27 protein-coding genes and 1 riboswitch are annotated in these 24,112 nt (G+C 40.4%); of the genes, 13 read left to right on the top strand and 14 right to left on the bottom strand.

The features are described from left to right. Positions 1–99: 99 nt before the first annotated feature. From ACFX4L_RS15440 to ACFX4L_RS15425, 4 genes are all read left to right on the top strand, one after another. Positions 100–1,011, top strand: coding sequence for a diacylglycerol kinase (locus tag ACFX4L_RS15440; RefSeq protein WP_061461288.1), 912 nt, complete (start codon positions 100–102; stop codon positions 1,009–1,011). A gap of 64 nt (positions 1,012–1,075) precedes the next feature. Further along, positions 1,076–1,651, top strand: a complete 576-nt coding sequence (locus ACFX4L_RS15435; RefSeq protein ID WP_284471952.1) for a GNAT family N-acetyltransferase — start codon at positions 1,076–1,078, stop codon at positions 1,649–1,651. 453 nt (positions 1,652–2,104) lie between these two features. Continuing rightward, positions 2,105–3,475, top strand: a complete 1,371-nt coding sequence (rlmD, locus tag ACFX4L_RS15430; protein ID WP_061465941.1) for a 23S rRNA (uracil(1939)-C(5))-methyltransferase RlmD — start codon at positions 2,105–2,107, stop codon at positions 3,473–3,475. 64 nt (positions 3,476–3,539) lie between these two features. Continuing rightward, the gene (locus ACFX4L_RS15425; protein WP_377405585.1) at positions 3,540–4,181 is read left to right on the top strand and encodes a YitT family protein; all 642 of its coding nucleotides are present in this window, start codon (positions 3,540–3,542) and stop codon (positions 4,179–4,181) included. Here the strand turns inward: ACFX4L_RS15425 and ACFX4L_RS15420 are convergent, their stop codons facing one another. The 7 genes from ACFX4L_RS15420 to ACFX4L_RS15390 all read right to left on the bottom strand — a co-directional run bounded on the left by ACFX4L_RS15420 (position 4,182) and on the right by ACFX4L_RS15390 (position 7,913). Continuing rightward, a complete protein-coding gene (locus ACFX4L_RS15420; RefSeq protein ID WP_284471949.1) occupies positions 4,182–5,042 on the bottom strand; it encodes a DUF421 domain-containing protein in 861 nt (286 codons plus the stop codon). A gap of 30 nt (positions 5,043–5,072) precedes the next feature. Then, positions 5,073–5,279 (bottom strand): DUF1657 domain-containing protein, encoded by a 207-nt coding sequence (locus ACFX4L_RS15415; RefSeq protein WP_061461292.1) that lies wholly within the window; start codon positions 5,277–5,279, stop codon positions 5,073–5,075. Between the two features lie 12 nt (positions 5,280–5,291). Next, positions 5,292–5,642, bottom strand: coding sequence for a stage V sporulation protein AE (spoVAE, locus tag ACFX4L_RS15410; RefSeq protein ID WP_061461293.1), 351 nt, complete (start codon positions 5,640–5,642; stop codon positions 5,292–5,294). After that, the gene (spoVAD, locus tag ACFX4L_RS15405; RefSeq protein WP_377405583.1) at positions 5,639–6,658 is read right to left on the bottom strand and encodes a stage V sporulation protein AD; all 1,020 of its coding nucleotides are present in this window, start codon (positions 6,656–6,658) and stop codon (positions 5,639–5,641) included. The genes spoVAE and spoVAD overlap by 4 nt, the downstream gene beginning before the upstream one ends. Continuing rightward, entirely contained in the window at positions 6,658–7,137 is a 480-nt protein-coding gene (gene spoVAC, locus ACFX4L_RS15400) for a stage V sporulation protein AC (RefSeq protein ID WP_317778335.1), read from the bottom strand. The genes spoVAD and spoVAC overlap by 1 nt, the downstream gene beginning before the upstream one ends. A 23-nt stretch (positions 7,138–7,160) precedes the next feature. Then, a complete protein-coding gene (locus ACFX4L_RS15395; RefSeq protein ID WP_377405581.1) occupies positions 7,161–7,634 on the bottom strand; it encodes a YhcN/YlaJ family sporulation lipoprotein in 474 nt (157 codons plus the stop codon). A gap of 75 nt (positions 7,635–7,709) precedes the next feature. Next, positions 7,710–7,913, bottom strand: a complete 204-nt coding sequence (locus ACFX4L_RS15390) for a DUF1657 domain-containing protein (protein WP_053344237.1) — start codon at positions 7,911–7,913, stop codon at positions 7,710–7,712. 441 nt (positions 7,914–8,354) lie between these two features. Between ACFX4L_RS15390 and ACFX4L_RS15385 the strand changes: the two genes are divergently transcribed. Then, on the top strand, positions 8,355–8,582 hold the full coding sequence (locus ACFX4L_RS15385) for a hypothetical protein (RefSeq protein ID WP_377405579.1): 228 nt from the start codon (positions 8,355–8,357) through the stop codon (positions 8,580–8,582). Positions 8,583–9,473: 891 nt separating this feature from the next. Here the strand turns inward: ACFX4L_RS15385 and ACFX4L_RS15380 are convergent. Next, positions 9,474–9,911, bottom strand: coding sequence for a hypothetical protein (locus tag ACFX4L_RS15380; protein ID WP_089362530.1), 438 nt, complete (start codon positions 9,909–9,911; stop codon positions 9,474–9,476). 250 nt (positions 9,912–10,161) lie between these two features. Here ACFX4L_RS15380 and ACFX4L_RS15375 point away from each other — a divergent pair, with 250 nt between their 5' ends. The 5 genes from ACFX4L_RS15375 to ACFX4L_RS15355 all read left to right on the top strand — a co-directional run bounded on the left by ACFX4L_RS15375 (position 10,162) and on the right by ACFX4L_RS15355 (position 14,612). Continuing rightward, a complete protein-coding gene (locus tag ACFX4L_RS15375; protein WP_061461298.1) occupies positions 10,162–10,818 on the top strand; it encodes a 5-bromo-4-chloroindolyl phosphate hydrolysis family protein in 657 nt (218 codons plus the stop codon). Beyond that, positions 10,815–11,987, top strand: coding sequence for a toxic anion resistance protein (locus ACFX4L_RS15370; RefSeq protein WP_089362531.1), 1,173 nt, complete (start codon positions 10,815–10,817; stop codon positions 11,985–11,987). The genes ACFX4L_RS15375 and ACFX4L_RS15370 overlap by 4 nt, the downstream gene beginning before the upstream one ends. A gap of 11 nt (positions 11,988–11,998) precedes the next feature. Next, positions 11,999–12,568, top strand: coding sequence for a nitroreductase family protein (locus ACFX4L_RS15365; RefSeq protein ID WP_284471944.1), 570 nt, complete (start codon positions 11,999–12,001; stop codon positions 12,566–12,568). 199 nt (positions 12,569–12,767) lie between these two features. Next, complete coding sequence (locus tag ACFX4L_RS15360) at positions 12,768–13,274, top strand: SEC-C metal-binding domain-containing protein (RefSeq protein ID WP_089362533.1); 507 nt, start codon at positions 12,768–12,770, stop codon at positions 13,272–13,274. 339 nt (positions 13,275–13,613) lie between these two features. Continuing rightward, on the top strand, positions 13,614–14,612 hold the full coding sequence (locus ACFX4L_RS15355; protein WP_377405577.1) for a S8 family peptidase: 999 nt from the start codon (positions 13,614–13,616) through the stop codon (positions 14,610–14,612). A gap of 47 nt (positions 14,613–14,659) precedes the next feature. Here the strand turns inward: ACFX4L_RS15355 and ACFX4L_RS15350 are convergent, their stop codons facing one another. The 5 genes from ACFX4L_RS15350 to ACFX4L_RS15330 form a co-directional block, all read right to left on the bottom strand. Next, on the bottom strand, positions 14,660–15,322 hold the full coding sequence (locus ACFX4L_RS15350) for a YcnI family copper-binding membrane protein (protein ID WP_284471941.1): 663 nt from the start codon (positions 15,320–15,322) through the stop codon (positions 14,660–14,662). An 18-nt stretch (positions 15,323–15,340) separates the two neighbouring features. Further along, entirely contained in the window at positions 15,341–16,969 is a 1,629-nt protein-coding gene (locus ACFX4L_RS15345) for a copper resistance CopC/CopD family protein (protein ID WP_284471940.1), read from the bottom strand. 612 nt (positions 16,970–17,581) lie between these two features. Beyond that, positions 17,582–19,207 (bottom strand): PAS domain S-box protein, encoded by a 1,626-nt coding sequence (locus tag ACFX4L_RS15340; protein ID WP_377383835.1) that lies wholly within the window; start codon positions 19,205–19,207, stop codon positions 17,582–17,584. A gap of 115 nt (positions 19,208–19,322) precedes the next feature. Then, positions 19,323–19,979 (bottom strand): TVP38/TMEM64 family protein, encoded by a 657-nt coding sequence (locus ACFX4L_RS15335; RefSeq protein WP_377383832.1) that lies wholly within the window; start codon positions 19,977–19,979, stop codon positions 19,323–19,325. A 121-nt stretch (positions 19,980–20,100) separates the two neighbouring features. Continuing rightward, the gene (locus ACFX4L_RS15330) at positions 20,101–20,586 is read right to left on the bottom strand and encodes a QueT transporter family protein (RefSeq protein WP_377383829.1); all 486 of its coding nucleotides are present in this window, start codon (positions 20,584–20,586) and stop codon (positions 20,101–20,103) included. Positions 20,587–20,592: 6 nt separating this feature from the next. Further along, positions 20,593–20,637: riboswitch (PreQ1 riboswitch) on the bottom strand. Between the two features lie 159 nt (positions 20,638–20,796). Here ACFX4L_RS15330 and ACFX4L_RS15325 point away from each other — a divergent pair. Beyond that, positions 20,797–21,318: a YbaK/EbsC family protein gene (locus ACFX4L_RS15325; RefSeq protein ID WP_089362538.1), complete on the top strand. Its 522-nt coding sequence runs from the start codon at positions 20,797–20,799 to the stop codon at positions 21,316–21,318. A 213-nt stretch (positions 21,319–21,531) separates the two neighbouring features. Further along, entirely contained in the window at positions 21,532–22,344 is an 813-nt protein-coding gene (locus tag ACFX4L_RS15320; protein ID WP_089362539.1) for a hypothetical protein, read from the top strand. Positions 22,345–22,428: 84 nt separating this feature from the next. Here the strand turns inward: ACFX4L_RS15320 and ACFX4L_RS15315 are convergent, their stop codons facing one another. Next, positions 22,429–22,725, bottom strand: coding sequence for a DUF3892 domain-containing protein (locus ACFX4L_RS15315; RefSeq protein ID WP_061461310.1), 297 nt, complete (start codon positions 22,723–22,725; stop codon positions 22,429–22,431). 274 nt (positions 22,726–22,999) lie between these two features. Between ACFX4L_RS15315 and adhP the strand changes: the two genes are divergently transcribed. Further along, positions 23,000–24,013: an alcohol dehydrogenase AdhP gene (adhP, locus tag ACFX4L_RS15310; RefSeq protein ID WP_061465944.1), complete on the top strand. Its 1,014-nt coding sequence runs from the start codon at positions 23,000–23,002 to the stop codon at positions 24,011–24,013. Positions 24,014–24,112 lie beyond the last annotated feature (99 nt).

Here is a 24,112-nt window from a genome sequence, read left to right as displayed (position 1 = left end):
GACCGAAAAAGCGGTCCTCTTTTTTTCGAATATTGCTTTTCATGTAATGAAGGATTAAGATGTAAATTATGGAATTAATATGTATAAGGATGATGGGAAATGAAGAGAGCAAGGTTGATTTACAACCCGACTTCGGGCCGGGAAGCCATTAAGAAGAGCCTGCCAGGTGTGCTAGCAAAACTTGAAGAAGCTGGTTATGAAGCTTCTGCACATGCGACTACCGGTGCTGGGGATGCGACGAAAGCGGCTAAAATTGCGATTGAACGAGGCTATGATATTGTCATTGCAGCAGGAGGCGACGGAACGATTTATGAGGTTGTTAATGGACTGGCCACTGCAGAGAAACGTCCGAAACTAGGAATCATTCCGACGGGAACGACAAATGATTTCGCGCGGGCACTGCATTTACCGAAGTCAATCGAAGGGGCAGCCGAAATTATTGCCGGAGGGCATACGATGCCGATCGATATTGGTAAAATGAACGATAGGTACTTCATCAATATTGCTGGTGGGGGCCGATTGACTGAATTGACTTACGACGTGCCGATCAAGCTGAAAACCATGCTTGGGCAGCTAGCGTACTATATTAAAGGAATTGAAATGCTTCCTTCAATTAAACCGACGGAAGTCTCTATTGAATATGATGGAAAGCTTTTTGAAGGAGAGATCATGCTTTTCTTGGTGGCTAACACGAATTCAGTCGGCGGCTTCGAGAAACTGGCTCCTGACGCCTCTCTGAATGATGGTATGTTCACGTTGCTCATTTTAAAAAAGGCCAACCTTGCTGATATTGTGCGTGTCGCAACATTGGCAATGCGCGGTGAACATATCCATGATAAAAACGTCATTTATGAAAAAGCCAATCGAATTAAAGTACAGGCCAAAAAGGATATGATGCTTAATTTGGATGGGGAATTTGGCGGGATGGCCCCAGCTGAATTCGTAAATCAGTACCGCCATTTTGATGTATTCATCCCACAAGGAATACTGCCGGACGATCCGGCAAAATAGGGTGAAAAGGCCACTGAATCTGGTGGCCTTTTCAACTTTAATTAAGCAAGGAGAATGTGAGAACATGTATATCAGGAAAGCGACACCGGAAGATGCGGACAAGGCAGCAATATTGACCCGGTTAGCGATTAAAGAAATTGCAGAGGTATTGACAGGTGAAACGGAAGAAGAAAGAATACTTTACGTTCTTGCCGATTTGTTCAGGAAAAGCGGAAATCGGATTAGCTATGAAAATACGTTCGTAAGTGAACATGATGGACAAGTATCGGGATTGATCATTGCCTACCATGGCAAGGATGCCGAGAGCTTGGATGAACCGATAGTGAAACGATTAAGGACGAAAATGAAAGATCCAAGCGTTACGCTTGATAAGGAAGCAGAAATGAAAGACTTTTATTTGGATACATTATGCGTTGACCCGAATTTTCAAGGAAAAGGGATTGGTAGTGCACTGATTCAATATGTTGAGGGGTACGCTAAACAGAAGGGGTATCCAAGGGTTTCTTTAGTCGTTGAAAATGAAAATGAAGGGGCGAATCGTCTCTATAGCAGATTAGGATATAAAGAAATGAAAACCATTACGATTAGCGGCCATGAATTTGGCTATATGGTAAAAGAAATAGAAGAACCTCCTGTTTAACAGGGGGTCCTTTTTCGGTGTTTTTTAAAATTGGCGCTTGTTGCAACTACATTTGCTGGCCATTCATGGCGGCCCAATCGGCGTAAACTCCGGTACCATTACAGCCTGGACAGTCGTGTATATCGGAAAAATGATATTCCGTCGGTACGAAGGAGCTGTATCCTCGTCCGTAACAATCCGGACAGAAGCCTTTTTCCTCCATGCTTGCTCGATGTTTTTCTAGCCTTGTAGCGTTCCAGGCTGATATAGAGTTAAATAAACTCATTTCCTCACCTCGTTTATTTTTCCTTATTTTTCTTTTTTTGTTGAACTTTTATACATGGAACTATGAAAAATCGTAATTCCTTCCCCTATATTTTTATGAAAACTAAGGTAAATTGGTGAGTGGTTTTGTGGCAAGGGCTCGATTGTGGTAAAATACAGGCTAGCATAAAAAAGAAAAGAGAAGATGATATGAAAAAAACAGCACCTGTTGCTAAAAACGATATTATAGAGGTTTTATTTGAAGATTTAACACACGAAGGAGCTGGAGTGGCTAAAGTCGATGGCTATCCTATCTTTGTTCAGAACGCCCTTCCTGGTGAAAAGGCAAAAATTAAAGTGATGAAGGCTAATAAAGGTTATGGCTTCGGACGCTTAATGGAGATTATAGAAAATAGTCCATACCGGGTTGAGGTCACTACTGAAGACTTCCATAAATACGGTGGATGTCAGCTGCAACATATGAGCTATGAAGGACAGTTGGAATTCAAGGAAAAGCAAGTACGTGATGTGATGACACGCATCGGGAAACTTGAGGATGTGAAGGTTCACCCAATCATCGGGATGGAGAATCCAACTCATTATCGCAATAAAGCTCAAGTGCCTGTTGGTGAAAAGGATGGCAGGCTAATAGCTGGATTCTTCAAACCGCGGACACATGAAATTGTTGAAACGAAAGAAAGCATTATCCAAAATCAAGCGATCAGTGAAGCCGTTCAAGTTGTTAAAGAGATTTTCAGTAAACTTGGTATCCCTGCTTATAATGAGGAGGCACATAAAGGTGTATTGCGGCACATCATGGCCCGTTATGGCAAGCAAACAGGGGAATTGATGATTGTTCTTGTTACAAGAACAAATAGTATCCCTTTCATCGAAACTATCGTAAAGGAAGTCGTTGAACGTCTTCCACAAGTGAAATCCATCGTTCAAAACGTGAATTCCAAGAAAACGAATGTTATCTTAGGCGATAAAATGACTTTATTGTGGGGCGACGAAGTGATCCATGATATGATCGGTGATGTTAAATTTGCGATTTCAGCAAAATCATTTTACCAAATCAATCCAGATCAAACGAAAGTCCTTTATGATAAAGCCCTTGACTATGCAGGGCTAACGGGTGAAGAGACGGTGATAGATGCCTATTGCGGCATAGGAACCATTTCTTTATTCTTAGCTAAAAAAGCGAAAAAAGTAATCGGTGTCGAAGTAGTGGAAGAAGCGATAGAAGACGCACGCCGCAACGCTGAATTGAATGAAATCTCAAATGCCGAATTCATTGTTGGCGATGCAGGCAACGTTATTGCTGAATGGTATCAAAAGGGCAACACTGCTGATGTCATCGTAGTGGATCCTCCTCGCAAAGGTTGTGAAGAATCCCTTCTAAATACGATCATCGAGATGAAACCGAATAAAGTCGTATACGTGTCATGCAACCCAGGCACTTTGGCTCGTGATCTTCATATCTTGGAAGAAGGCGGATATAAAGCAATCGATATCCAACCTGTTGATATGTTCCCAATGACGACACATGTTGAAAATGTAGTGTTATTAGAGTTGAAATAATGAGAAAGAGTCCGGTCACTCATGACCGGGCTCCTTTTTAAAGTGGAGGATATGTTTTTTTTACATGTATATTCTTGACTCCCTAACTTGGACATATATTAGGATTATCAAAAGGGCGGCAGGTGATTTTATTAATTTTCAAAAAGCGGTGGCTGTAAGTGTTGGAAGCTTTATGATGGGTATTGGAATCAATGGTTTTTTAGTTCCTCATCATTTAATAGATGGCGGAGTTATTGGAATTGCACTCATCCTTCATTATTTCTATGGTTTTCAAACGGGGCTATCGATGTTGATCCTTAGCATTCCCCTATTTTTATATGCCTGGCATTATGAACGGCCCTTTTTCTACAGCAGCATTCACGGATTATTATTGACATCCCTTTTTATGGATTGGCTCAATCCATTGAAAAAGGTCTTTTCCATTTCGATACTAGCTAGCTCTTTGATTGGCGGTGCCATCATCGGGGTGGCCATAGGGCTCATGCTTCGATATGAGACTAGCAGCGGAGGAACGGATATGTTAGCCAAAATCATTTCCAAATCTACCTCTATAGACATTGCTTTAGCCATTATCCTCATAGATACATTAATCATTTCCGCCGCCGCCTTCACCTTAGATATAGAAATTTTCCTTTTTTCATGTGTGACGATCTTCACCATTGGGCTAATCACCTCTCTTATGAAAGTGAGGAAATCAATACGGTAATCAGTTTCTTAAAATATGGGCTACGTTATCTATTGCCTTTTGCAGTTTTTCGCTATTTTTGCTATACATCTCTTTAGCTTCGTTTGATTCAGTTCCTAGGGCAAATAATTCTAAGTCTGCTTGGCATTTTTTCAAGGTTGCGAGCATTAAAGGTTTTTCTAGAGGAGATGGCACTTTAATTTTATCATCAAAAAGGTCCAGGTTTAATTCTCCATTAGAGTTTGCTTGTCCGAGAAAGACATTCTCGATGGTTACACCTAACTTATCCAGTTCAGTTTTCAGCCAATTTCGGTTTAGGCCAATCGTGGATAGGGGTTCATCTAGAATTTGACCATCCATTATAACAGTCTGAGCCTCCTTGACAGAAGCAACTGTCATTTTTAAATCTTTTGCCGTTAGAGGTTGGTCTTCTTTCTTTAACAGTACGGAAAAATCACCGTTAGCCTCTAATAAGGCAAACTCGACTGTTGATATATCAAAGACATCCTTACTTCGGAGTAACCACAATAATTCATCGGTTGTATACTTTTCCTTTTTTAAATTGTCCTCCATGACTTTTCCATCTTTAATAAAAATTGTTGCTTTCCCTTCGACTAAATCACGAACAATTTTGCTTTTCATGGAAAGTAATCCTGCAATGAAAGGAGCAAATGCAAAAACGAGAATGGAAAGAACACCGTGAACAATATTTCCTTCAACCTTTGTGGCTAACTCTGCGCCAACGTTCCCGATGGTTATGCCAGTGACGTACTCAAAAAAGGAAAGCTGAGATATTTGTTTTTTACCTAACCATTTTGTGATTAAAAAAAGAACAATTAAGAAAAATAGTGACCGTAAAACGATTTCTAACCATTCAGGCATTACTTAGCACCCCCTGCAATTCATAGGTATTTAAAACCCCTTATATTGTGGTTCTTCCCGTTCTAACTCACCCACTCGCTTTTGTACATCCTTCAGTATTTCATTCACCACCAGCATCGTTTCATGCAAGGTGCGTTTAGATTCATCATCTTGAGTCCGGAGTGCTAGGCTGGATAAGCCTGCCTCAACTCCTTTTAGGCTAGAGACACATTGTTTTACATCAGAAGCTATCGTCATGGAGCATCCTCCTTATCCTTTAGGTCTAAAAATAATGGCTCCGATCATACCAAAAATGATGGCAGCTGATATCCCGGCACTGGTTACTTCGAACATGCCAGATACAACACCGATCAAGCCATGCTTTTCCGCTTCGGCTAACGCTCCGTGTACAAGGGAATTTCCAAAACTGGTAATGGGCACTGTCGCTCCTGCACCCGCAAAATCAATGAAAGGTTCATATAATCCAAAACCATCCAAAAGCGCTCCCGTAACAACAAAAGTACATAAAGTATGGGCAGGCGTGAGTTTAAATACATCAAACATTATCTGCCCGATTACACAAATGGAGCCCCCGACTACAAAAGCCCAAAAGTAAATCATAATTGTGGTTCACCGCCATATTCAATTGATACGGCATGGGCAATGCATGGAATCGTCTCACTTTGTTGAAAGGAAAGGGGAGATAACAAGGCACCGGTAGCCACGACGAGCATTCGTTTTATTTCACCCTTTTTCATGCGATTTAATAAATGACCATACACAACGGTTGCGGAACATCCAGGTCCGCTCGCTCCAGATAGGACCGGTTGATCATTCTTGTATATCATTAAACCGCAATCTTTATATTGATTTTCCTCAATGGGAGTTCCATGTTTTTTAAATAATTCCAATGAAACTTCATGTCCAATTTTTCCTAAATCCCCGGTCACTATTAAATCATAATAAGATGGGGAGAGGTTCCGTTCTCTTAAATGGGCTTCAATCGTATCCACAGCAGCCGGGGCCATGGCACCTCCCATATTGAAAGGGTCAGTCAATCCCATGTCGATGACACGGCCTATCGTAGCTGAAGTGACTCTTGGGCCTTCCCCGGCACTGCTTAATAAAGCCACACCTGCCCCCGTAACGGTCCATTGGGCTGTTGGAGGTTTTTGCCCACCGTATTCAGTTGGGTAGCGAAATTGCTTTTCAACTGCTGTGTTATGACTTGATGCTCCTGTCAATAAGTAATCTGCCCCTTTGGTATTGACAAGGTATGCTCCGAGAGCCAGTCCTTCCATAGAGGTTGAGCAAGCTCCAAATAAGCCGAGATAAGGTGTTCCCAATGTTCGACAGGCAAAACTCGTAGGGGTTATTTGATTGATAAGGTCGCCTCCGAGGAAAAATTGGATTTGTTCCTTTTGAAGACCCGCCTTTTCGATTGCTTTTGTACTCGCTTCTTCTATGAGGACTTTGTGAGCCTTTTCATAGGAATCTTGATTTAGCCATAAATCCGAATGAAGTAGATCGAAATCATCAGCAAGCAAACCGTTTGCTTCAAATGGACCACCAACGGTTCCGGTTGAGATGATGACAGGATTTTGATCAAACACCCATGTGCGATGTCCCGTAAGCATTATAAACCACCCCATTGTATGAGTATTGTTTTTATCATTGCTACGATAAAAGCGGAAAATACACCGAATAAGATAACGGATCCAGCCAATTTGAACATATTGCCGCCGACTCCTAAAACGAAACCTTCCGTCCGGTGTTCAATCGCTGCCGATATAACGGCATTACCGAATCCCGTAAGCGGCACAGCAGAACCAGCACCGCCAAATTGGGCGATTCTGTCATACACCCCAAATCCGGTGAGAAGCATGGCGACGAAAATTAATGTGCCTGCAGTTGGGTTTCCAGCTGTCTGGTCCGTGAAGTCAAAGTAATGGATATAAAAGTTCGAAATGACCTGTCCGATCAGGCAAATTATACCGCCAGTCATAAATGCTTTTACGCAATTCAGTAGTATTGGCCTTTTGGTTTCCAGTTGGTTTTGAAGTTGCTGATATTCCTGTTGGACAGGTGTCAGTTTTTTCTTTTTATTATTTGACATCCTCGTATCACTTCTTTCATTTGTTACGTTTTTTCATTCAATAAGGCTTTTATCCTTTTGAATTCCCTATTTAAGGAGTCCATTTTAGTATGGTCTTTCTCAAGTTCCTGCTCCAGCTGCTCCAGTTCTATAAACATCTTTTGATCTGTCGAGATCAGGATTTTATAATCAGGAAACATGTCTTCCAGTTCTGTTTGCGATTTCTTTTCAATCTTTTTTAAGCGTAGTCGATCGAAGTTTTCCACTTTAATGGCCACTAGCAGTTCCTTATTGGAATTCACGGCTTTTACATCCGCGACTTCGTCCTGGTTCATTAGCTTATTTTTAGCTTGATTGGCTGCCGTTTGGTTAATTGGCTTGTTGGTATGTACTTTGGATATATTCAAGTCCCGATCCTTATTACTATCTTTTTGACTGGAATTTGCCGAACATCCTGTCATAAGCAAAACGATTAATATGAAAAAAAAAGGAATGAAACAGTTTAGCTTGTATGGCAAGGTACCGTCTCCTTATAGATGGATTAAAGATATAAAAAAGGTTGGTTGCCTCAACCAACCTTTTTATATGATTTCTTATTGCTTATATTGTGGTTCTTCTTGCTCAATCTGATCAATTCGGGGAGAAACGCTGTCAACAATCGATTGTGTTTGTTGAGCAGCTTGTTGATAAAGTTGTTTTGCTTGCTCGTTGTCTGTTGAAAGGGCAAAGGTCTCGAAGCTTGCTTGAGCACTTTTTAGTCCAGCTAAAGTCGTCTTAACATCACTAATTACTGTCATGGTGTTACCTCCTTGGTTTTCCACTGCCTTTTTAGAGTAAGGAAAAAATGATTAAATATACCTTCCAAATTTCTCAAGGTTTTTTTAATACCTTCTTTTCATTAATCAAACGTTTGATTAATGAAAAGAAGGCATATGGGGTACGATAGCGGTAGGTTTTTTCTCTACTGAAAATGGATTGTTTACAGGAGGGAGATGGCATTTGCTCGGAGTTCAATCATTTGGATTAGTGGTGCTGTGCATATGGGGCTTTTCATTGACAAGGTTTCATCTTTAAAGTTGTAAATGTTTGGGTGCCTATAAGATCAACTGTTGAAGAAGAAGAAACATACCTCACCGGAGTTCATCAAGGTGGATGGCTACTTTGAGCAGGACGAAGAATTGACAAGGTAAGGTCTATAATTATATTAATGGTAGAATCAATTAAGAGGTGAATTTTAAATGGGAGCATGTAATCTTAACCATTCGCAGCAAGATGTCAGGCAGAAATTTGAGAGTCAAAAGGCATTTTTACCAACCGCATTGAGTCAAGCAATAGATTGTTATCTGGAAAAAGGGAATTCACAGGAAACATTGAATGAACTTTTTCATCTATTGAAGAAGTATGACTTGTCTACTCAGGAGGAAAAGGAATCAAGAAATGAAAAATTGAAACAGGTCATGTTGTAATCGAGAAAGAACGGGAGCGCAAGGGATGGCTCACGTTCTTTTTTTGTTTTTTCATTATGGAATATATTTTTTTTAACTTTAGGAGGGCTTACATTATTTAAGGGATTTTTGTGATACTATCTCATGAACTATTGTTGTGGGCCACTACTTAGATAACATTGAAGGATTTGAGGGTAGGAAAGCAGCCGCAGGGATGTAGCTGACTCCTATTTTTTTTATTGGGAGCATCAATTTAAAGAAGAGAGCAGGGCTCAGCCATTTAATATGGCGGTCATCAATTGAAGATTCTTGGAAACAAGGCTCGTCGTTGACAGCTTACAGATAGTCCACATTTAAATGGGTTCCTGACAACGCTGGAGGTCGGCCAAAAAGAGGCTGAAAAGGGCTTATCAGGCGGTATGAAACGGAAACCTAATATCGCGTTAGGTACGTGCCCCTGATATCCTTTTGATGGACGAACCAACCGTGGGCATCGATCTTCATTCCAAACTCGAAATTAATCAATATGTAAAAATACTGGAAAGGCAAGGGAAAACAATTGTGTATATTTCACATGATATGAGTGAAATCGTAAAGCTCTGTGAACGATGGTGTTCTTCAAAATGGTGTGTTTAAATTCAGGGTACACTTAAGGGAGCAGCTGAAAGTTTTTTTGGTAAAGTGGATATTATAACATTTGTAGGCAGAATTTGTTATAAGGGCTGTTAAGGGAGACCAAGGATGGTTTTAAGGAGTGATTAATCAGTTAAAGTACGCCAGACAAGGGTTTGGTGGTCCTTTAAAATTTAATCAATCGTTTGATTAAATTCATTTATTGGAATTACTGATTATCAAACCCTTCCGATAAAAGATACAAAAAGCAGGGCCCATAATGAGCTCCTGCTTTTTGTATTAAAAGCCATCCTCTGTTGCGGTGAAGGGAATGTTTAGGTTTCTTTCGACGGCACGAAGTCTTTGATTTAGTCGGTTCAGCCTATTCGAATGGCGTTGATCAGTTTGACTTAGCCTGGTTATTTCCTGGTTAACACGGTTCAATTCTCGATTTATCCGTGTGATTTCTTGGTTCTGCCGAGTGAGTTCCCTCGTTTGACGCTCATTTTGACGCTCAAGTTCTCGGACTCTTCGTTCAAGTTGTTGAGGCTCCCTTTCAAAATCGAACTGTTCGGGCACGTGGCTATATGAATTTTCTTGAATCTGCTGAAGGTTCCAATCTTGCTGTGGTGCATATTCAAATCTTTCTGGCTGTTGGAAATAGGGGTTAAAATTAGACTGATAGTACTGTTGATTTCCATTTTGTTGTGGATAAGGATAAAATCCGTATGAATTCATAGTCAACTCTCCTTTTTAAAATCAGGATGGATACGTAATAACTTATGTAAGTTCCGGTGAAGTGTCTAGGCGTTTGCCCATAATAGTGGGAAGAAGAGATAATTTTACCGAAAAAATTTCAATAAATTTGCAGAAACCATGCTGTTCCTATATCGTTTAGTATAGGAGAAAATCTTTCATCCATCTTGAAACCAATCTTAAAGATAATCCGTATATATAGAAAAGAGTGTAAGTCAGGAGTGTAAAGATAATGAATCGATTTCTTGCTGGTTTTGTTCCGATATTGATTGCATTTCCAATGGTTTTGCCGTTTTGGATGATTAGCTATTTTGGATTGAATCAACCGTTTGTCCTATCTGTTGTCATATCCTTAGCAGGAGGGGCGCTTTCCTATTGGTTAAGTTCCGTTTATTTTTCATCAAGATTCCTGAAAAAGCATGAATTGACGAGAAAAGAATACCAATATATAAAGAAAAATTTAATTGAAGCAAAACCGAAAATATGGCGGGTGCAAAAGGCACTAATCTCGGTCAGGCATATCTCTTCTTTTAAACAGAGGAAGGATATGATTAAAATGATCAGGAAAATATATAGTCTCACGAAAAAAGAACCGAAGCGCTTTTACCAGGCGGAGCAATTTTATTACTCGCATCTGGATTCAGCTACGGAGCTCGCCGAGAAATATGTTTTTTTATCACAGCAGCCAAAAAAGAATAAGGAACTTGAACTTTCCTTAACAGAAACTCGTAAAACCTTAAAGGAACTCACTAAAACGATAGAAAAGGATTTATATAAAGTGATTGCCGATGATATCGATAACCTTAACTTCGAATTGGACGTTGCTAAACAATCCATTAAAACTAGAAAAGAGTCACAAGTAATTGATGAAAGCAGGAGGTTAAAATGAATAACAATGATCCAAACCTGTTGAATAAAACGAATAACGCCAGTTTGATCGATGATCTTTTAGCCAATCCATTCGATGGGGTGCAGGAACTTGAGAAAGTATCTTCCCAGGAAGCGAAACCGGTTAAACTGATTGATGTCATTCCTGAAGAGAACAGGGCAAAGGCTTATCAGCTCGCCGAACAAATCGATCCAACGAATCATCAAGCGATGATATCCTATGGTACACCCGCCCAATCAAAGCTCCTGACCTTTTCAAACTCGATGCTTGAGCATGTCCAGAAAAAAGATGTAGGTGAAGTGGGCAACATTATCAGTGATTTAATGAAGAAGTTAAACGAGCTGAGCCCGGATGAGCTTAAACCGGATAAGCCCTCATTTTTTGCACGCATGTTCGGGAAGCTCTCGGGATCTGTACAGGAGGTGCTCTCCAAGTATCAAAAAACAGGGGCCCAAATTGATCGAATCAGTGTAAAACTCGACCGGAGCAAGAATATCCTGTTATCGGATATTGTAATCCTTGAAAAGCTATATGAAACGAATAAAGAATATTTCCAGGCTTTGAATGTTTATATTGCAGCAGGGGAAATCAAACTCGAAGAAATCCATGAGAAAACGATTCCGGAACTAAGGAAGTCCGCTGAATTAAGCAATGATCAAATGAAATTTCAAGAAGTCAATGATATGCGGCAATTTGCTGAACGGTTGGATAAAAGGCTTCATGATTTGAAATTGAGTCGTGAAATCACGATTCAAAGCGCACCGCAAATCAGGCTGATCCAAAACACGAATCAGGCACTAGTCGAGAAAATACAATCTTCGATCATGACGGCCATTCCACTTTGGAAAAATCAGGTTGCGATTGCATTGACCTTAATCAGGCAGAGGCATGCTGTAGAAGCGCAAAAGCAGGTTTCCAAGACTACAAATGACTTGTTATTGAAGAATTCTGAAATGCTGAAAACGAATACCATTGAAACGGCTAAGGAAAATGAGCGGGGACTTGTCGATATCGAAACATTAAAGAATACGCAAGCTAACTTGATTTCCACGCTTGAGGAGACCATGCGGATTCAAGAAGAAGGCAGGCATAAACGCCGACAAGCCGAACAGGAATTGGCGTCAATGGAAAATGAACTGAAACAGAAACTATTAGAAATAAAGGGATAAGGGGAGATAAAATGGAAACTATTGAAGCTATAAAAACGAGAAGAAGCATTGGAATCGTCAAGCAAGATCCGGTACCTAAAGAAATGATCGAGCAAATCATAGAAGCTGGAACATATGCACCTAATCATCACCGAACGGAGCCCTGGCGTTTTTTTGTATTGACAGGAGAAGGAAGAAATGAACTTGGGCAGGTATTCGAAGAAATAACAAGAATTGAAAATTCTGATGATACCCCTGAAAATTTAATCAGTAAGCTTGAAAGGCAAAAAAAGAATCCCTTAAGGGCTCCTGTCATTATCGCAGTGGGCATAGAGCCTAGTGATAAGAAAAATGTCCTCGTTTCCGAGGAATATGCGGCAGTGAACAGTGCCATCCAAAACATGCTTCTTGCTGCACATTCCCTAGGTCTGGGAGCAGTATGGAGAACGGGGAAAATAACTTATCATGAAAAGGTCCGGGAATATTTCAAGCTATCCTCAAAGGGGGAAATACTGGCTTTCATATACTTGGGTTATCCTGACATGGAGCCGAAACCTGCTAAGAAAACACCGATTAATGAATTGACCACTTGGATCGGATGAAAGATTAAGGATTAGGGGCAGCTGCAGCAGTGCAAAATCACTGCTGCAGCTGTTTTTTTGCCTTCAATAAGGCTTCCATATATCTGCTTTAACGAAATGGATTTGGCCTCATCAGGCTTCGTTTCAAGTGACGATTGATGAATTAGGTTGTACAATACATAGGAAGAATAAACTTTGATGAATTAGGATGTGTCTATAGATGAGAACGATTGATCCATTTGAGATCCTCGATGGAAAAGCGATTAAATATTTGGATGTTTTTGGCGTTGAGGATGGCATTGCTTTAAAGAGTAAGTATGAAGATAAAACGTATTGGATATATGATTATTATTGCATGCATCAGACTTGTGATTGCCAGGAAGTATACCTTGAATTCGTTGAGGAGCGCAAGACCAATAAACAGGCTGGACAGCATTTTGGAGTTAGGGTTTCTTTCAGGGATAATCAATTTGCCCTGGAGGATTATAATATATCCAAGCAAAAGGCGATGGATATCGCGGAAGATACGTTAAAGTACAGTAAAGATGTAATGGAGTTATTTAAACAGCGGTATCAGCAAATGAAGGAAAAAGGCACGCAAATTATCATGGAAAGTGCCAAGGCAGCTAAAATGCCGCACGTCCATGAAAATCCAGTAATTGGAAGAAATGAACCTTGTCCATGCGGAAGCGGGAAAAAATACAAAAAATGCTGTGGCGCAGCTTAACATCCATGGAAGCTGACTCGATTCGGGGTCGCTTCTTTTTTAGTTGCGAAAAGCGCTTAGCTTTAAAATGAAATTTGATAATTGATAAAAAACATGTAGAATAAACAGAACATTTGTTCTATAATATGAATTACCAGATAATAAAAGAAAAAGAAATAAAAAGTAGTTATTTAGACGGAATTTTCCGAAAACTTCTTTTTTATTTTTAAAAATCTGGTATATATAAGGGAGAAGAGTTTTTTGATCTCATCTCTTTCAACGGTAGACGGCAACCAGACGGGATGAAAATCCCCACACTGTTGGCAGTTTAACTTATTGAACGAAGGAAGGGGTAATCAAATGACAAGAGAAAAAAGATTAATACCTTACAAAGTACTTGAAGTAATGGACACGGTTAAAGAGAAGATTCCTGAGGGTGTCGAGCTTGTGAAGGCCCCGGCAATTTGGGAAAAAGGCAATTATGGTGAGGGTGTGATAGTTGCCGTCATCGATACAGGCATTGATAAAGGACATCCAGATCTTAAAGAAAGAATCATCGGAGGGAAGGATTTTACCAATACCGGGGATTATCAAGATGATAACGGACATGGGACACATGTGAGCGGTACAATTTTGGCCGCCGTTAATAATGCTGGTGTAGTTGGAGTGGCTCCTAAAGCAAGCGTATTAGCGTTAAAGGCCTTAAATGGTCAAGGGCAAGGCGAAATAGATTGGATTAATGGAGCTTTAGAGTATGCAATCAATTGGCGGGGACCTAATGAAGAAAAGGTTTCTGTTATTTCACTTTCACTAGGCGGCCCAGCGGATGAAGCTGAACACAAACTCATTCAAAAGGCTCTTCAGAACGATATCCTTGTCGTTTGCGCCGCTGGAAATAGTGGCGATGGGCGTCATGAAACGGATGAAATGGATTATCCAGGAGCATATCCCGAGGTAGTGGAAGTAGGAGCTGTGGATTTAAACAGAAATTTAGCTGATTTTTCAAATACAAATGATGAAATTGACTTGGTGGCGCCAGGGGTTGGTATTCTTTCTACGTATCCAGGAAATAAATTTGCAAGGCTGAGCGGAACGTCGATGGCTACGCCTCATGTAAGCGGTGCAGCAGCCCTCTTGAAAGTGATTGCGGAAAAGGAATTTGACCGCGAATTAACTGAATCGGAATTATATGCACAGTTAGTGAAAAGTACGGAAGACCTGGGAATAAGCAAAAAGGCACAGGGCAATGGAATGCTTAACCTAACGATAACGGAACAAAGAGTGGAAAATTCCATTAATACTACCATAAAATCAGAAAACCTTCAGTTTCCGAGTAAATCGGTAGTCATGGAAAATTAGAAGTGAAAAAAGGTGCCCCATGATTCTTGGGGCACCTTCCATAATGATTATTTTTTATTTTTCCTAAGAGCTGCAAAAAGCGCTACAATGGAAAGAATTAGTGATATGACAGCCAGAGTGATGATCAGCGTTTGATTGCTATCACCTTCTGTTGTTACGGAATCCTTTGCATTGTCAGTAGTCTTGGAATTATTAGTGTCTGCTTCATTTTTGTGACCATGGTCCGTAGATCCAGCAGCATCCTTGGGAGCTACCGAAATTTCCGTTACAGAATGCGGTAGGTCTGAGCCTTCATCACCGCTCCATTCAACAATTTCACCATCTTCGTAATATTGAAATGCATCCCAGGCCACTTTCGTTTCTTCTTTAGGATTTTGGGCAACGAATGAGAATTGCTGGAATTGTCCAGCGGTTATTCCTTCTTCAGTTGCTGCCCAAGTTACCGTTTTTACATGCCCATCTTTGTCAGCCTTGGTTGTCACTTTCCATCCTGGTACAGGCTGATAGCTTTCAAAAGTAACCCCTTCAGGTACTTTTAAAGTCACCTTTGTGGTGGCAGTCTCTTTTTCAACGGGCACTTTGAGTGTATAAGTTTCCCACGCCTCAGGTGCAGATGAGGTTGGCTTGACCGTAACGTGTGCATACGCAGAACTAGAGAAAATGAATAATGCAGCAAATGTGGAAATAAGAAGCTTTGAAATGTTTTTCATTTGTATTTATCCCTCCTGTTATGAATTCCCTATGAAAATTGTAAAATCAGCATTGATTGAATCCAGGCTATCAGTTAATCCGTGAATATGGATATTCCACTTTCCTGGCATGGTTAATATAGACTTTGATGCAAATGTACCTGTGCTTTTTTCCTTCATTTGCAGCTTTATCTCACCGCCTGGGGTATCTACGGGCTGCATAGTGATTGTAAGCTGTTCTATTTCAGCTATCGGCTTGCCTCCATTGGATAGATCTACTTGAATCAGGTTATCCCCGACTTTATTCGGAGTCACCATTAATGTGACCTCATTATTTTCGTCAGTCAGTAACGTTTTCTCTATTGGACCGGGAGAAGACATGGCAGTTTGGACATTTGTCAATAGAGCCGCAACAATGAGTACGACGATTCCTAAACCAAACTCCATTCCCACACTATAACCAAGTTTTTTAACCCGCTTTTTCCCCCTGAAATAATGAAAGGCCCCTAAAACGATCATGACTAACATGAGACCAATTTTCGCAAGTAACAATTGTCCATATGTTGTATTTATCAATGAATGGATAGTCGGTACATGCTGTAAACTGCTATAGATCCCGCTAATGATCAGTATGATTACAAACAGAAACGACCATCTGGAAAACCTTTGAATGATTGACCAGTAAAAGGTTTTCTTATCGTCTGCCTGCCGATTAGCAAGTCCAGGCAAAATAACCAATAAGGCCAAAAGGCCGCCAAGCCATAAAGCCATGGACAATAAGTGGAGGAAATCCATCAAAACGGCCAGAACCTGATTAGGAACAGCTGCCGTATGTCCAGTTAAAGCCTTACAAACCATCAAGATTGCTATTATGATGAAAGAAAGGAAGGGTAGTGATTTAATCAGTGTGTTCTCGAGCATGAAATAAATAACTAAAAACAGAAGGAGCAACAATAGAATTTCTATGATCCAGATGGTACCGAAGCTTGTAGCATTCAATACTTCTTTTATAAAAGTCCCATTAAACGCATCCGCCCAACCTACACCAGCGTCAATCGTCACTTTTAAAGGCAGACTGCAGAAGATGGAAAATGCTAGACCTGCATATGAAAGCCAAAGGTATAGACGAGCCCTGCTGCTGGCTTCAAAAAGACGAGAACCCTTCATTAAAGATAATTGGAAAAAAAGGATTCCGGTAAGGGCCGCGAAGCATATGTATTGAAGACTTTGCAGGAAAACGGTGATGGAATCCGGAAAACCTGCGTTCACTTTGGAAATTTCTTGATTTGGTAGGACCGTTGAATCTCCAAATTGAAAGGGGATTGTCCCTTCAATGGGATGGCCATCGCTGGAAACCACTCTCCATTTTATGTAGTAAATCCCCTCATCAATAGTGCCTTTCCACTTAGCTTCCAGTACTTTTTCACTTTGTTCCGAGATTGCACTATCTTGAATTTGAATTTTGTCCCCATCTTGGCTGAATACCTCAAGCGAATGGAAAGCTGGTTGTATATTCTCACTGAATTGAATGCTGATCTTTTCAGGAAGAGTATCCATCACTTCATTCGGGCTAGGATTAGAGCTTATTACTGTAGCATGACCAGAAGCCATTGCCGGGTATAAAAGCAAACTGAATAGGCTGACTACCAGCCATAAATAATTCTTCATCTTGGTGTGCCATCATCCTTTCATCAGATTATGTAAGCTTATTATAAAAGGAAAATGTGAAAAAACAGTGAAAATAAATTAGTTATCTAAAGGCAGTTTGAGAGGTTCACTAAAAAAGTGATAACAATAAGGTTAGATTTGCCTAGCTTCCACCATTATAGCCAATAAAACATCGGATGGGAAATATTGGTGGTAATTCCCCTGCGTAAAAATCAAAAGGCCTGTGGCGCAAACCCGATTAAGAAGTAATTTTTCAAGGATAAAGCAAAGACGGCTATTTCAGTTACAGTTTCAAAGGATCGGGAGCGACGTAGTCCTTGTTTTTCTGAAAGGATATGGATGTGGAAAAGGATAAGGAAGAGACCGTGGATGATGTCAAAAAAAAGAGGCGGTAATTGAGGCAACGCAAATGGGTACAGCTGGCAAAACAGAGACCGTTACATCCAATAACGCAGGAGGGCAAAGGATACTTAAAGGGGAACCAACCTGATGAGGCTGTGTCATTCTTGAGGGAAATCAAGGATTTCTTTACCTCCCTATTTTAATTTTATCAAGTATGGTTCCGAAACCTGCAAAAAAGGACAAGATAAAGGCTTGTCCTCCGATTTATACTTATATGGGCAAAATGATTTGGACCTCGGTTCCATGGTTTAGTTCGCTGTTAAAACGGACCTTCCCCCGGTGCGCTTCAATGATTCGGCAGCTGACTGTCAATCCTAACCCTGTTCCTTTTTCTTTAGAAGAATAGAAAGGTTCACCAAGATGCTTTAACCGTTTTTTTTCTATTCCGCTTCCATTATCTTTGATGGTAATGGAAAGGTTATTGTCCATGCGCTCGAAATCAATCAAAATGTGATCGGCGGATGCCTCCATTGAATTCTTGAGCATGTTTATGAATACTTGTTTTAATTGGTTTGCCTCACATAACAGAAGCGGTATTTCGTTTTTAACAGATATTGATATTTGGGTGGGGTACGAGTCCGCCTCTGGTTTCAACAATGTTTTGACATCATTCATCAGTTCGATGATTTGATGTTTGCTGAATGGAAGTTCCTGTGGTTTTGCCAGAACGAGTAACTCGCTTACAATTAGATTGATCCGGTCCAATTCACTTAACATAATCGTGTAGTATTGTTCATAGGGATGGTCGCTCTTTTTAAGCAGCTGGACGAAGCCCTTTAAAGAAGTCAACGGGTTTCGTACTTCGTGGGCTACACTTGCGGCTAGCTCGCCAACTATCGACAATTTTTCGGTTCTTCTCAAGCGTGCTTCGGTTTCTCGAATTTGAGTGACCTCTTTAGCATAAGTGATGATCCCGACCAAATCTTCGCCAACCATCATCGGGACAAACGTACATGAAAGTAAGATGGACTTCCCGTACTTCGTTATGAATTCTATATCTTTCCCTTTTTTGATCCCCTTATGGTTTTCCATGACATATTGGCAAGATGTACGGATTAAATCCGCATCTTCTGCTGAAAATTTCAAATTAATGAATGAGGCACCATGTATTTCTTCTTTTTGAAAGCCTGTTACCGTTTCAAACCTTGGATTTACGGTCGTGATCAATCCGTTTAAATCAAGCATCAGCATCGGATAAGGATTGTGTTCAAACAATGATTTATAGCGTTGTTCACTATCGAATAATTGTTTCTCCGCGACAACCCTTTCAGAAATATCCCTGCCAATGACGACTAAGCCTTTTCGTGAACCATCCTCATTGAACAGAGGAACTTTGATTGTATCAAAGGTCTTGTGATTGCCGTCGGGAAGAGGGATGATTTCCTCACATCTTGTGATTTCCCCTTTTACCCACGTTTCTTCATCGGAACCTTCACAGTATATCAACGCCTCTTTATAAAATTCGGAGTATTCTGCGAGTTCTCTGTCTTTTTTTCCTTTATAGTCTACATGCTCCAATTGAAATAATTGCAGCCCGAAGGCATTGGATTCAAGCCATCGGCCATCACCATCCTTGAAGTTAACGAAATCCACCATTGAATTGATGAGGGTACGCCGACGTTGTTCCGCTTCTTTTAATTGTTTGAATTCTTCCCTTTTAGCTAAGTAAAGGTATAAGATCAAGCCTATAGATAAAAGGAAAAAAATGCCTTCCGCTCTTTGAAGTTGAATGAAGAACTCTTTGTTATGGATATTTGTAGTTAAAAAATAGTCGAACACGACTAGTGTAAGAATCCCGGATAGGATATAAATTGCTAAAATGGAGCGTTTGGACATGGAGATTCTCCCTGATTTTAAGACATTTCAAAGGTAAAATTACATACACATTTTAACAAACTATCGAAAAAAAATATATGCAGAATCCTAAATAAAAAAACAGGGGCCAATGCGGTCACCTGTTTTTTCTGAATAAGGATAGTTTCTTTTTCTTTTTTGCACGCTTATAGATAATGAAAAATAGTAAGAAAAGGAGTGCAAGTGCAGCTAGCGTATATTGGTTCATTTCAACGGATAGGAATCCATATGGGATTAGAGATAGGAAGAAAAAGTATATAAGGTTGCCTAGTGCCGTCGCAAATAAAAAATCCTTGAAAGTGACGGTGCTGACTCCAGCTGCCAAGTTAATTAAACTTGTTGGGATAAGCGGGAAAATCCTGCCGGTAAAAACGTACATGAAACCATGCTCTACAACAGTTTCTTGCCACTTTTTGCCCATCTTCTTTAAAAGAAGTTCCTGAAACCAGTTTCTTGCTGCATAAAAAATAAACCCTGACGCAACAACACTTGTAAACCAACTCCATAGGTAGCCATATATGAATCCGAATATCGTGACATTGATAGTCAGGAGCAATATTAAGGGGATGATTGTAAATGAATTTTGGACAAACATCAATACGAATGTCACAATAAATGTAAGCAATAAGTTTTCCATCAATATGCCAATAACTGAATCCAAGTCACTTTTCCAAATCAAAGTAAATAATTCTGCATTTAAAAAAATAAATAATACCATTACCAATAGACCGGTTAAAGTCAGGACTTTTTTCAAAGGGTCACCACCATTCTGACTAATAGTTTATCATTTTCAAGTTCATTGGTGAAAAAAGAGCTGTCGCATGATGCAGACAGCTCTGTTTACATTATAGTGGGTTAACGACGCGAAGATTCCTTTATAGCCACTTTTCAAACTGAATTCTTTTGTTCATTCCATAAATAATTGGCGCACCAATCAAGAGGACAACGAACTCACCAACAGCCGTGGTCATCCAACTTAACCAGAATGGTAAGCCAAAGGCAAGGTTCAGTTCAATTGCAATTAAGAACATTGTGAATGTGAAAAAGATAATCGTGGCGATCATTCGTCCTTTAATGCTTTTTATGGACCGAGATACAAAAATGACAAGCAATAAGGCGAGTACGGATTGCCCTACCCCGAAAATCAAATCAAATGGCACCATCGGCGAAAAAAGCAGATTAGATATGAAGACGCCGCCCACGATACCGTAGATATACTTTTTATTGAATACAATCAGATGATTCAACATTTCCGGTACACGAAATTGGAACATCTCAAAAGCAATTGGTTTAAACACCAATGAGACCGCCACATACAAGGGAGCCAATAACCCGTTTATCACGAGTGTACGAACATTCATTTTACTCTCTCCCTAGTTTTTTATCGTGGGATGGTTACGAACCACGTTAAGGCTTTTGCCCGAAGATTAATAGTATCTCATGTAAGCTTGTTTGGTCAATTTGTAAAGAATGGTTGTATTTATAAGGCAGGGGAAGTCCAAAAGGGTTTTGATTTATTGTAATGAAGGATGATATTATTTTTGTATGAACTTCAAAGGAGTGAAAATTATATGTGTATCGAGAGTGTCAAAAGCCATTTTAAACAATGGGACCGGGAAGGCGATGTAATGGAGTTCGAAACATCGAGTGCTACGGTGATTGAGGCAGCAGTTACCATCGGCGTTATCCCAGCACGGATCGCTAAGACTCTTTCCTTTAGGGGGGAAGGTGAACATGCTATTTTGGTTGTAGCGGCAGGGGACGCAAAAGTGGATAATAAGAAATTTCGTCAGGTGTTCGGATTCAAAGCACGAATGTTATCACCTGAGGAAGTGCTCGAACAAACGGGCCATGCCATCGGAGGAGTTTGCCCATTTGGACTTGCAAACGATCTAGATGTTTTTCTTGATGTATCAATGAAGCGCTTTGAGTCATTGTTCCCGGCATGCGGCAGTACGAACTCTGCAATAGAACTTACACTCGCAGAATTATTTGAATATTCAGGAGCAAAGGGTTGGGTGGATGTTTGTAAGGCTTGGGAAGGAGAGGGGAATGAGGAAACGGCGGTAGGCAATGCTGTTGATGGCATTTGATTTATGGTGCCAAAAAGATCCAGATGAATGGGATTGAGTCCACTTAGTGGACTTTATTTATTGATGACATGGACATTTTATTATTCAGTTAGCGGTTAAAGCCTTATAAACTTGTTCGAATGCGATTGCTCCAAAACTTTGAAGAGGCAATCGCTCTTAAAGCGGTTCGTGATTGGTAAAACGTGCAGAAAGTTCATAAGCGGAGGATGAAAGATGTTAATTGGAAGCCATGGAAAAAGCAATAGCAGCTATCTTAGTCTTAAAACTCTTTATGAAGAAAATATTACGGTAAAGAGCATAGCCCAGGAGCTTGAGTTTTGCCATAAAAACGATCTGGCGCTGGATATCCAGAAAGCTCTGGAAAAAAAGAATTTTGATATATTGGCAGTGCAAGATCAAGGAGAAATCATCGGATATATAGATAGGGAAGAACTAGGTGAAGGGAGCGTTTCGGAATATTTAAGAAATTTTTCACCAAGGGAAATGGTTTCGGATTCAACCCCTTTGATCCAGCTTCTCCATATTTTTAAGAATAAAACAAGGGTGTTCGTATTGGAGAATAATTCAATTAAAAAGTTGATCACCCATGCCGACCTTCAAAAGCCTCCAATCAGGATGCTCATATTCGGATATATTACCTTATTGGAAATGAGGATGAGCGATATCATCATGGATAGATTTGGCGATGGCACCTGGCATCCAATGATCAGCGAAGACCGTTTAGAAAAAGCAACCGAATTATATAGGAGGAGAATCGATAAAAATGAAGATATCAATTTAATAGAGTGCCTGCAAATCAGTGATAAATTCGACATCATACATAAGGATAAACAACTGAGGTGTTTCTTCCAAATCCCTTCAAAAAGTAAAGGGAAAAAGGATGCAAATGCCATCCGGAAATTACGTGATAAGATTTCCCATGCTAATGAACTGGGTCTGGACATGTCGTGGATGGAAATCATTGAGGTTGTCGAGTCCTGTGGCCAACTGCTCGAAATCTCTGAATCCTATCAGTATGAAAAATAAGGATCCGGCTATTAGCTGGTTCTTTTTTATCGTTTAGATCCAGACAGAAAAAAACTGCCCATATCAGGCAGTTTCCCCGTAAACTCAAAACTCCGGTAGTTGATCCAGGTTATTTTCTTTTATCCCATCGGGCTCACTCCGCAATATGTCACGGCCATATTTATGAAAGACGTCAACATTGGCCAGGTTGCCTGCTTTGGCTTCCGAAAGGGCAGTGGGGTAGTCGAGCTCGCGGCCGGAGTCCGTCTTGATGGCGATAATATTGTCCTCTTCATTTTTCCTTACGGCGATGATTTCTTCTTTTCCAGCTGAATCAAGTTGGTTTGCTTGCGGTGTTCCTTGCTGTTTATAGGATTCATAGGCTTTTTCAAATTGGTCCATGTTTTAGACACCTCCTATTTATAGGGTGAGCTATTTGGTCTGCAATATACAAACCGGATTTCGTCCGACTTGAGCCGTTAATTCGTCCAGAAGTGCCGACTTTTCGGCACTTTTTTTTAGTGAATGCTGTTGTCTTGGCCTTTTGAAGTGGCATGGCACTTGCATCTTGTATGTGTGGTAGTAAAAAAATATCCACTTAATTAAGGGAGGAATATGAATCATGAATGTAAAACAAGGGGAAAGCACTTTCAATGCAAAACAACAGATTAGGACAATGAAGGCAGCAGTCGTCAATGAATTTAACCAAGAACTTGAGATTAAAGAAGTACCCATCCCAGACTTGGTTTATGGTGAGATATTAGTGAAAATTAAAGCATGTGGCGTGTGTCATACCGATTTACATGCGGTACATGGCGATTGGCCAGTTAAACCTAAACTTCCGCTTATCCCTGGACATGAGGGTGTAGGCATTATAGAAAAGGTGGCAGAAGGCGTAACTTCCTTGAAAGTAGGTGACCGTGTTGGGATCCCATGGCTTTACTCGGCCTGTGGCGATTGTGAGTATTGTCTGACTGGAAGGGAGACGCTTTGCTTGGATCAACTGAATGCAGGCTATTCCGTGGACGGGGGATATGCGGAATACTGTAAAGCACCTGCCAAGTATGTGGTGAAGGTTCCTGAAGGGCTAGACTTTGCGGAAGTTTCACCGATTTTCTGTGCGGGTGTAACGACTTATAAAGCACTTAAAGTATCAGAAGCGAAACCTGGTGATTGGGTAGCGATCTATGGAATTGGCGGATTGGGACATGTTGCCCTTCAATATGCGAAAGCGATGGGCTTTAATGTCATTGCTGTCGATATTCAAGATGATAAGCTTGATCTGGCAACGGAGCTGGGGGCGGATTTCACTGTTAATGGGCTTAAGACTGATCCTGTACAAGCCATAAAGGATAAAGTTGGTGGTGTGCAGGCAGCCATTTCTGTAGCAGTTACGAAAAAGGCATTCGAACAGGCATACAGTTCAGTCAAGAGGGGCGGGACACTGGTCGTAGTTGGACTGCCGAATGATGAACTTCCAATCCCGATTTTTGATACAGTACTAAATGGGGTAACTGTAAAAGGGTCAATCGTAGGCACGAGAAAAGACTTACAGGAAGCTGTTCAATTTGCTGCAGAGGGAAAAGTAAGAACAAATATTGAAACAAGAACACTTGATGAAATCAACGACGTGTTTTCGATGATGGAAAAAGGAGAAATCAACGGGCGCATCGTATTGACTTTAGAATAAGAACAAAAGGAGGATGCCATAGAATAAACTGTACCCTGTAGAGTAGACACTTAAAAAAAGTGTCTACTCTACAGGGTCTTTTTTTGTACAATGGAATGA

Origin of the sequence: Peribacillus sp. YIM B13482 (genome assembly GCF_042787975.1) — a bacterium.
Lineage (GTDB): Bacteria > Bacillota > Bacilli > Bacillales > DSM-1321 > Peribacillus > Peribacillus simplex_A.
The sequence above is the reverse complement of the archived record's forward strand: the minus strand, read 5'-3'. Positions and strand labels throughout refer to the sequence as shown.